Source organism: Hungatella sp. (assembly GCF_046966825.1).
On the sequence record NZ_JBKVCZ010000207.1, the window covers coordinates 1 to 7759 of the forward strand.

The window sequence follows — 7759 nt, forward strand, 5'->3', positions numbered from 1 at the left end:
GTCTCTACAAGGGTGCGAAAGCCGGCGACGGCGGCATTCAGATCGTGGACGGCGATATGCAGACCATCATGGCAGGTTTAGCCTGCGGCGAGCCAAACACCATCTCCTGGGATATCTTAAAGAACCACGTTGACACCTTCGTCTCCGCTCCTGACTGGGCAGCAGCAAAAGGCATGAGAATGCTGGCAGCTCCGATTAAGGGAGACGTACAGGTCACGTCCGGTGAGTCCGGTGCAGCTCCATTCGGTATTCTGGCCTGCATCATGACCATGGATGAGTACAAGGATTTAAGAGAGCATTTAGGACTGAATCAGGATTCAAAAGTTCTTCTCTTCTCTACGGAGGGCGACACCGACCCGGAACGCTACAAAGCGATCGTTTGGGAAGGAAAAGAACGTTAGTCAATCGAAACATCATAAAAAATAATAAAACGGAGGGTATTAAAATCATGGATTACGCAAAAATCAAAGAGGCAGCAAAAAATTACGAAGCTGATATGACCAGATTTTTAAGAGACATCGTAAAATTCCCAGGCGAGAGCTGTGACGAGAAAGCTCATATCGACCGCATCGCAGAAGAGATGAGAAAGCTTGAATTTGACAAGGTTGTTATTGATGATATGGGCAACGTTCTTGGTTACATGGGAACCGGCGCAACCTTAATCGGTTTTGACGCTCATATCGATACTGTTGGTATCGGCAACAAGAACAACTGGAACTTCGATCCATACGAAGGCTACGAGAATGACACCGAAATCGGCGGCCGCGGCGTTTCCGATCAGTGCGGCGGTATCGTATCAGCCGTTTACGGAGCCAGAATCATGAAGGATTTAGGACTTTTAAGCGACAAATACACCGTACTCGTAACCGGTACTGTTCAGGAAGAAGACTGTGACGGTCTCTGCTGGCAGTACATCATCAACGAAGACAAGGTTCGTCCGGAATTCGTTGTATCCACAGAGCCTACTGACGGCGGAATCTACCGCGGCCAGAGAGGACGTATGGAAATCCGTGTAGACGTAAAGGGTGTTTCCTGTCACGGCTCCGCTCCGGAGCGCGGTGACAACGCGATCTACAAGATGGCCGATATCCTTCAGGATGTACGCGCCTTAAACGAAAACGACGCAGCCGATGACAAAGAAGTAAAAGGTCTCGTTAAGATGTTAGACGAGAGCTACAACGCAGAATGGAAAGAAGCAAACTTCTTAGGCCGCGGCACTGTCACTGTTTCCGAAATCTTCTTCACATCACCGAGCCGCTGTGCGGTTGCTGACTCCTGTGCGGTATCCTTAGACCGTCGTATGACAGCCGGTGAGACCTGGGAAAGCTGCTTAGAAGAAATCCGCAACTTACCGAGCGTAAAGAAGTACGGCGGAGACGTAACCGTATCCATGTATGAATATTCCCGTCCTTCCTATAAAGGACTTACTTATCCGATCGAGTGCTACTTCCCGACCTGGGTTATTCCGGAGGATCACAAAGTAACCGCATCTCTGGAAGAAGCCTACAAGAACTTATACGGCGATGCCCGTATCGGCGCAGAAGAAACACTTGCCATGAGAACTGCCCGTCCATTGACAGACAAATGGACATTCTCCACCAACGGCGTTTCCATTATGGGACGCAACGGAATTCCGTGTATCGGCTTCGGACCTGGCGCAGAGGCTCAGGCTCACGCTCCGAATGAGAAGACATGGAAGCAGGATTTAGTAACATGTGCAGCAGTTTACGCAGCACTTCCTTCTATCTACTGCGAGAAATAATACTTAGCCAATCAGTTGCCATTTTGTAACCATATATGCCGGCTGCAGGTCTCCTTAAAACCTGCAGCCACCCCTAAAAACAATCACTCTTGCCGTCGGCCCTCATTCCTTCCCCAAATCTATGACGGGCTGGACAGCATGCAGGATAGATACCAAATAACATTACATTTATTTCAGGAGGCTTTATACCAATATGAAAACCTTACAGGATTACATCGACAAATTAAACGCTTTAAATTTCAAGGAAATGTACAACAATGATTTCTTCTTAACATGGGAAAAGACAGACGAAGAACTGGAAGCTGTCTGGACCGTAGCTGACGCTCTCCGTTTCATGAGAGAAAACAACATTTCCACAAAGGTATTCGAGAGCGGCCTCGGAATCTCCTTATTCCGTGACAACTCCACACGTACCCGTTTCTCCTTCGCTTCCGCATGTAACTTACTCGGCCTGGAAGTTCAGGACTTAGACGAGGGCAAGTCTCAGGTTGCTCACGGCGAGACCGTTCGTGAAACAGCCAACATGATCTCCTTCATGGCTGATGTTATCGGTATCCGTGATGACATGTACATCGGCAAGGGCAACGCTTATATGCACGAAGTTGTTGACTCTGTAACACAGGGCCACAAGGACGGAATCTTAGAGCAGAAGCCAACCTTAGTAAACTTACAGTGCGATATCGACCATCCGACACAGTGTATGGCTGATATGTTACATATTATCCATGAGTTCGGCGGTCTTGAGAACTTAAAGGGCAAAAAACTGGCTATGACATGGGCTTACTCTCCTTCCTACGGAAAGCCATTATCCGTTCCTCAGGGTGTAATCGGCCTGATGACACGTATGGGTATGGAAGTTGTTCTGGCTCATCCGGAAGGCTACGAAGTAATGCCGGAGGTTGAGGAAGTTGCCAGAAAGAACGCTGAGAAGTCCGGCGGTTCCTTCCGTGTATCTCACGACATGGCTGACGCATTTAAAGACGCTGACATCGTTTACCCGAAGAGCTGGGCTCCATTCGCAGCAATGGAAAAGAGAACCAACTTATACGGCGAAGGCGATACAGAGGGCATCAAGGCTCTGGAGAAAGAATTACTGGCTCAGAACGCAGACCACAAAGACTGGTGCTGTACAGAAGAGCTTATGAAGACCACAAAGGATGGCAAGGCCCTGTACTTACACTGCTTACCGGCTGATATCAACGACGTAAGCTGTGTAGATGGTGAAGTAGAAGCTTCCGTATTCGATCGTTACCGCGATCCGTTATACAAAGAAGCAAGCTTCAAGCCATACGTAATCGCCGCTATGATCTTCCTTGCCAAGTTTGAGAATCCACAGGAAATCTTAAAGAAGCTGGAAGAAAGAAACACGCCACGCGTATTCAAATAAGAAGAATATGAATCCGGGCGCACCCGCTGCCAGCGAGTAGCAGGTGCGTCCTTTTTTGGATTTTTTATAAAACCGGTGGAGGGTTTATTCAATGGATAAGAAGAAAAGAATTGTCATTGCCCTGGGCGGCAACGCCTTAGGCAACACACTGCCAGAACAGATGACGGCAGTTAAAATCACCGCGAAAGCGATCGTAGATCTGATCGAGGAAGGCTGCGAAGTCGTCGTTGCACACGGCAATGGACCTCAGGTCGGCATGATCAACAACGCTATGAGCGCATTGAGTCGTGAAGATCCGTCTCAGCCTAATACTCCTCTCTCCGTCTGTGTTGCCATGAGCCAGGCTTACATCGGCTATGACCTGCAGAACGCGCTGAGAGAAGAGCTGTTAAACAGAAATATCACGGATATTCCGGTTACTACCATGATCACACAGATCCGTGTAGATGCCGAAGATCCTGCATTTAACGCACCTTCCAAACCGATCGGCCATTTCATGACAGAGGAACAGGCTAAGATCGCGGAAGAAAAGTACGGATATATCATGAAAGAAGACGCAGGCCGCGGCTACCGCCGTGTCGTTGCATCTCCAAAGCCCGCCGAAATCATTGAGATCGGTGCAATCCGCTCCCTCGTGGACTCCGGACAGCTGGTCATCGCCTGCGGCGGAGGCGGTATCCCGGTTACTTTAATCGGAAACCATTTAAAAGGCGCAAGCGCCGTAATTGACAAAGACTTTGCAAGTGAACTGCTGGCGGAAGAACTGAACGCTGATTTCTTAATCATCTTAACTGCCGTAGAAAAGGTCGCTATCAACTTCGGAAAACCGGAAGAGAAATGGTTGGACGATATCACAACAGACGATGCCAGAAAGTATATGGACGAAGGCCATTTTGCGCCAGGCTCCATGCTTCCGAAAGTGCAGGCTGCTGTGAAATTCGCAGATTCCAAAGATGGGCGCAACGCACTCATCACTCTGCTTGAAAAAGCAAAAGAGGGAATCCTGGGGAAAACCGGTACTCGCATTCATCAGTAATTTTCTGCCGGGAAACCGTAATCCGGTTTCCCGGAGTACTTCCAATAACCTAAGGAGGAACTCTCTCTATGAAACAGCCAAGTAAAGAATACGCTTCTATATTTCAGTTGGACGGCATCCCAAAATTCTCCCAGGCACTGCCGTTAGCACTTCAGCACGTGGTAGCCATGATCGTTGGCTGCGTTACTCCAGCCATCATCGTATCCAACGTTGCAAACCTTTCCACCGCAGACCGGGTTATCTTAATCCAGGCTGCTCTTGTCGTATCCGCACTTTCCACATTACTGCAGCTTTTCCCCATCGGTAAAAAGAACGGGTTCCATCTCGGAGCCGCTCTGCCGGTTATCATGGGCATCAGCTTCGCTTACGTGCCCAGCATGCAGTCCATCGCAGCGGACTACGGCGTTCCTGCTATTTTAGGCGCTCAGATCGTCGGCGGCGTTGTCGCCTTCATTGTGGGTGCTTTTGTCATGCAGATCCGTAAGTTTTTCCCGCCGCTTATTACGGGTACCGTGGTCTTCACCATCGGCTTATCCTTATATCCGACGGCAATTAATTACATGGCCGGAGGTACCTCCAGCCCTACATACGGTTCCTGGCAGAACTGGACGATTGCATTTTTAACACTCGTCGTAGTTACTGTACTGAACCATTTCGGCAAAGGAATCTTTAAGCTCGCTTCGATCCTGATCGGCATCATCGTCGGCTATGTTGTCTCACTCTTCTTTGGCATGGTCGATTTCGCCAGCATCGGTTCCGCGGCAGCCTTCCAGGTTCCGCAGCCTCTTCATTTTGGAATCATGTTTGAACCGTCTTCCTGTATTGCCATTGCAATCCTGTTCGCCATCAACTCCATACAGGCGATTGGCGACTTTACGGCAACTACCAGCGGTTCTATCGACCGTGAACCAACCGATAAGGAACTTCAGGGCGGCATCATGGGCTACGGCGTCACCAATATTCTTGGCGCCCTGCTCGGTGGCCTCCCCACCGCAACCTACAGCCAGAACGTCGGTATCGTTACGACGACAAAGGTTGTCAACCGCTGTGTCCTGGGTCTTACCGCTGTCATTCTCCTTGCAGCCGGTTTAATTCCGAAGTTCTCCGCACTGCTCACCACCATTCCCCAATGTGTTCTGGGCGGCGCAACCGTATCAGTCTTTGCTTCTATCGCCATGACCGGTATGAAGCTTGTTATGTCGGAAGAGATGACTTACCGCAACTCTTCTATCGTAGGACTTGCCGCAGCGCTCGGCATGGGTATCTCCCAGGCCACCGCAGCACTTTCCACATTCCCCAGCTGGGTAGTCACCATCTTCGGCCGTTCACCGGTCGTAGTCGCTACCATCGTGGCGGTTCTGCTGAATATTATCCTTCCGAGAGAAGGCCAAAAAGTGAAATAAGATCCATCCTTTCGCAGGAAAAGCGCCCAATGACTATTGACTGGTCATTGGGCACTTTTTATGCAGCCAGGCAATATGTTTATGGCCTGGTACAGGTATTTCCTTCCACTCCGTTCCCATGTGTTGACAGCGTGAGGCAAAAATTTTACAATAAACGTATCTTAAAGGCATCAAAGAACTGGAGAACTATGGACCGAAAAAATCTTGTAAATCAAAGCATTGATTATATAATGGGGCATTTAGATGAGGATCTGTCGCTTGACCGCTTAGCCGCTCATTTTTACATATCAAAATTTCATTTCAGCCGCATATTCAAGGAAGAAACCGGCGAAAGCGTTTATGCGTTTATCAAACGCTGTAAGGTTGACCAGAGCGCCGTGGATCTGAAACTGAATCCAACGAAAGCCATTACGGACATTGGTCTGGATTACGGATACAGTGCTTCCAACTACAGTACCGTATTTAAAGAGCGACATCATACCTCCCCTACGGGGTACAAGCAGTCAATACCGGCTCATAGCATGCCTGTTCCCTTTACCCCGGAGCGGACTGCCCGCTTCAAAATCGCGGAAGAATACGCTGCACGAATCGAAATTCAGGAGTTTCCGGACATATTTGTGATATATGAGCGTTTTATAGGAAGCTATGTGGACATTGAGACGCACTGGTATCAGTTTTTCGATCAATACAAAACATTTTTGAAAGAAGATACCGTTCTGATCGAACGCTTTTTCAATGACCCGGCGATTACGAACGCATCTCAGTGCATCTGTGATCTCTGCATGACAACAGAGCCGGACTGCAGTCTGGATCACGTTATGCGGATCAGAGGCGGTAAATGGATTGTGTATCATTACGACGGAGAAATCAAGGACATCTTCGAGACGCTGCAGGGAATCTTCAACATCTGGCTGCCACAGAGCGGTTATCACATGGCGCGGCGTTACGGACTAAATCTGTATCGCCGCATTGACCGCGGCAATCACAGCGTTGTTATGGATTTATGCATCCCCATTTCATAACAAGCTTATAACAGCAAGAATTCAGAAGTCAAGCCCATGGCTTTCTTTCTATAATAGAAGTGTACGAAACACTTTATGCAGAAAGGAGGTCATTTTTTTATGCGGTTCACCATCAGGTATGTGAGATGATTGGGAAGATGTTTTTCAGAAGCGGCTGCCAGAACAGAAAGCAACGCTCAAGGGACGAATTTTCATGAACGATACTCAACCAACAATACTCAGCTAACATTACCCAGCTAACATTACTCAGCTAACATTACACAGCCAGTCAGGAATATGGAGGAAAACAATGTTTGATATAAGAAAAATACAAGAGAAGGTCATTTACGAATCTGTCAAAGCGGAAAGTAACGCGGATTTGGCGAATGAAGTGGTTTATGGTAAGGAACAGGCAACAAATACAGAAAGCAATTCTGAGTGGGTAAAGTCTGCCATGCACCGCCTGGAAAGCAGATTTGAATCTGATACCATAAAGAAAATAAGAAGGAACTGTCAATGTGGTTATGGAATGGATGAGAAAGCTGCGCTCGTAAAGGAACTGAAGGCATCTGTATCAAGCATAGAAGAGTTTGCAAATTCAGAGAAAGCAAAAGCCGCCGGACTCTCCTGCAGAGACGGCGAACTCTTTCTGCAGTTCCATTTTTGTCCCTGCCCCATGCTGGCGGAAGTGGATAAGCTGGAGACGAATACCTGGTGCCAGTGTACGACAGGGTACAGCAAGGTCCTCTTTGAGCAGGCGTTTGCCTGTGAGGCTGACGTGGAACTGCTGAAAAGTATTAAGATGGGAGACGGTGAATGTCTGATGAGAATCACACTTCATGACCCTGTATGGGGATAAATATACGCAGTCACTTAAAACAGGGGGGGAGCCGGCAATACCAGGAGCCGGCCGAATCAATCTGAAACTGCGGCCCGCCCATGGCCTGTACCGTTTCTCGCGCTCAGAGCGCACTCCCCCTCGCAGCAGTCGTCAAATGGACGCGCCAGCGTGTCCATTTGGCTCGCTGCTCGCGGGAATAAACAGGGAGGACATATCTACGCCTTCCAGCTCCAGCAGCTTCATCTTCGTGGCAATTCCGCCTGCATATCCGGTCAGGCTTCCATTTCCGCCCACAACCCGGTGGCACGGTATGATAATGGAAATGGGAT

7 protein-coding genes and 1 pseudogene are annotated in these 7759 nt (G+C 48.7%); 7 read left to right on the forward strand and 1 reads right to left on the reverse strand.

The genetic code is table 11. The features are described 5' to 3' along the window. The 7 genes and pseudogenes from ACLTD4_RS31950 to ACLTD4_RS31980 all read left to right on the forward strand — a co-directional run. A pseudogene (locus ACLTD4_RS31950) lies at window positions 1-401 on the forward strand (diaminopropionate ammonia-lyase); the annotation flags it as partial. A 47-nt stretch (window positions 402-448) separates the two neighbouring features. Beyond that, window positions 449-1762, forward strand: a complete 1314-nt coding sequence (locus tag ACLTD4_RS31955; protein ID WP_055659343.1) for a YgeY family selenium metabolism-linked hydrolase — start codon at window positions 449-451, stop codon at window positions 1760-1762. A 193-nt stretch (window positions 1763-1955) separates the two neighbouring features. Then, complete coding sequence (gene ygeW, locus ACLTD4_RS31960) at window positions 1956-3149, forward strand: knotted carbamoyltransferase YgeW (protein ID WP_055659345.1); 1194 nt, start codon at window positions 1956-1958, stop codon at window positions 3147-3149. A 91-nt stretch (window positions 3150-3240) separates the two neighbouring features. After that, complete coding sequence (gene arcC, locus ACLTD4_RS31965; protein ID WP_002602705.1) at window positions 3241-4185, forward strand: carbamate kinase; 945 nt, start codon at window positions 3241-3243, stop codon at window positions 4183-4185. Window positions 4186-4253: 68 nt separating this feature from the next. Then, the gene (locus ACLTD4_RS31970; protein WP_117623182.1) at window positions 4254-5588 is read left to right on the forward strand and encodes a uracil-xanthine permease family protein; all 1335 of its coding nucleotides are present in this window, start codon (window positions 4254-4256) and stop codon (window positions 5586-5588) included. Window positions 5589-5776: 188 nt separating this feature from the next. Next, a complete protein-coding gene (locus tag ACLTD4_RS31975) occupies window positions 5777-6610 on the forward strand; it encodes an AraC family transcriptional regulator (RefSeq protein ID WP_055659418.1) in 834 nt (277 codons plus the stop codon). Between the two features lie 289 nt (window positions 6611-6899). Continuing rightward, the gene (locus ACLTD4_RS31980) at window positions 6900-7448 is read left to right on the forward strand and encodes a DUF6144 family protein (RefSeq protein ID WP_055659349.1); all 549 of its coding nucleotides are present in this window, start codon (window positions 6900-6902) and stop codon (window positions 7446-7448) included. Window positions 7449-7580: 132 nt separating this feature from the next. Here the strand turns inward: ACLTD4_RS31980 and ACLTD4_RS31985 are convergent. After that, on the reverse strand, window positions 7581-7759 hold a 179-nt coding region (locus ACLTD4_RS31985), incomplete at its 5' end, for a methylated-DNA--[protein]-cysteine S-methyltransferase (protein ID WP_412331885.1).

What these genes read in the sequence shown, in the direction of transcription:
- ACLTD4_RS31980 (WP_055659349.1), top strand. Translation starts at nt 6,900, where the DNA reads ATGTTTGATATAAGAAAAATACAAGAGAAGGTCATTTACGAATCTGTC.
- arcC (WP_002602705.1), top strand. Translation starts at nt 3,241, where the DNA reads ATGGATAAGAAGAAAAGAATTGTCATTGCCCTGGGCGGCAACGCCTTA.
- ACLTD4_RS31970 (WP_117623182.1), top strand. Translation starts at nt 4,254, where the DNA reads ATGAAACAGCCAAGTAAAGAATACGCTTCTATATTTCAGTTGGACGGC.
- ACLTD4_RS31955 (WP_055659343.1), top strand. Translation starts at nt 449, where the DNA reads ATGGATTACGCAAAAATCAAAGAGGCAGCAAAAAATTACGAAGCTGAT.
- ACLTD4_RS31975 (WP_055659418.1), top strand. Translation starts at nt 5,777, where the DNA reads ATGGACCGAAAAAATCTTGTAAATCAAAGCATTGATTATATAATGGGG.
- ygeW (WP_055659345.1), top strand. Translation starts at nt 1,956, where the DNA reads ATGAAAACCTTACAGGATTACATCGACAAATTAAACGCTTTAAATTTC.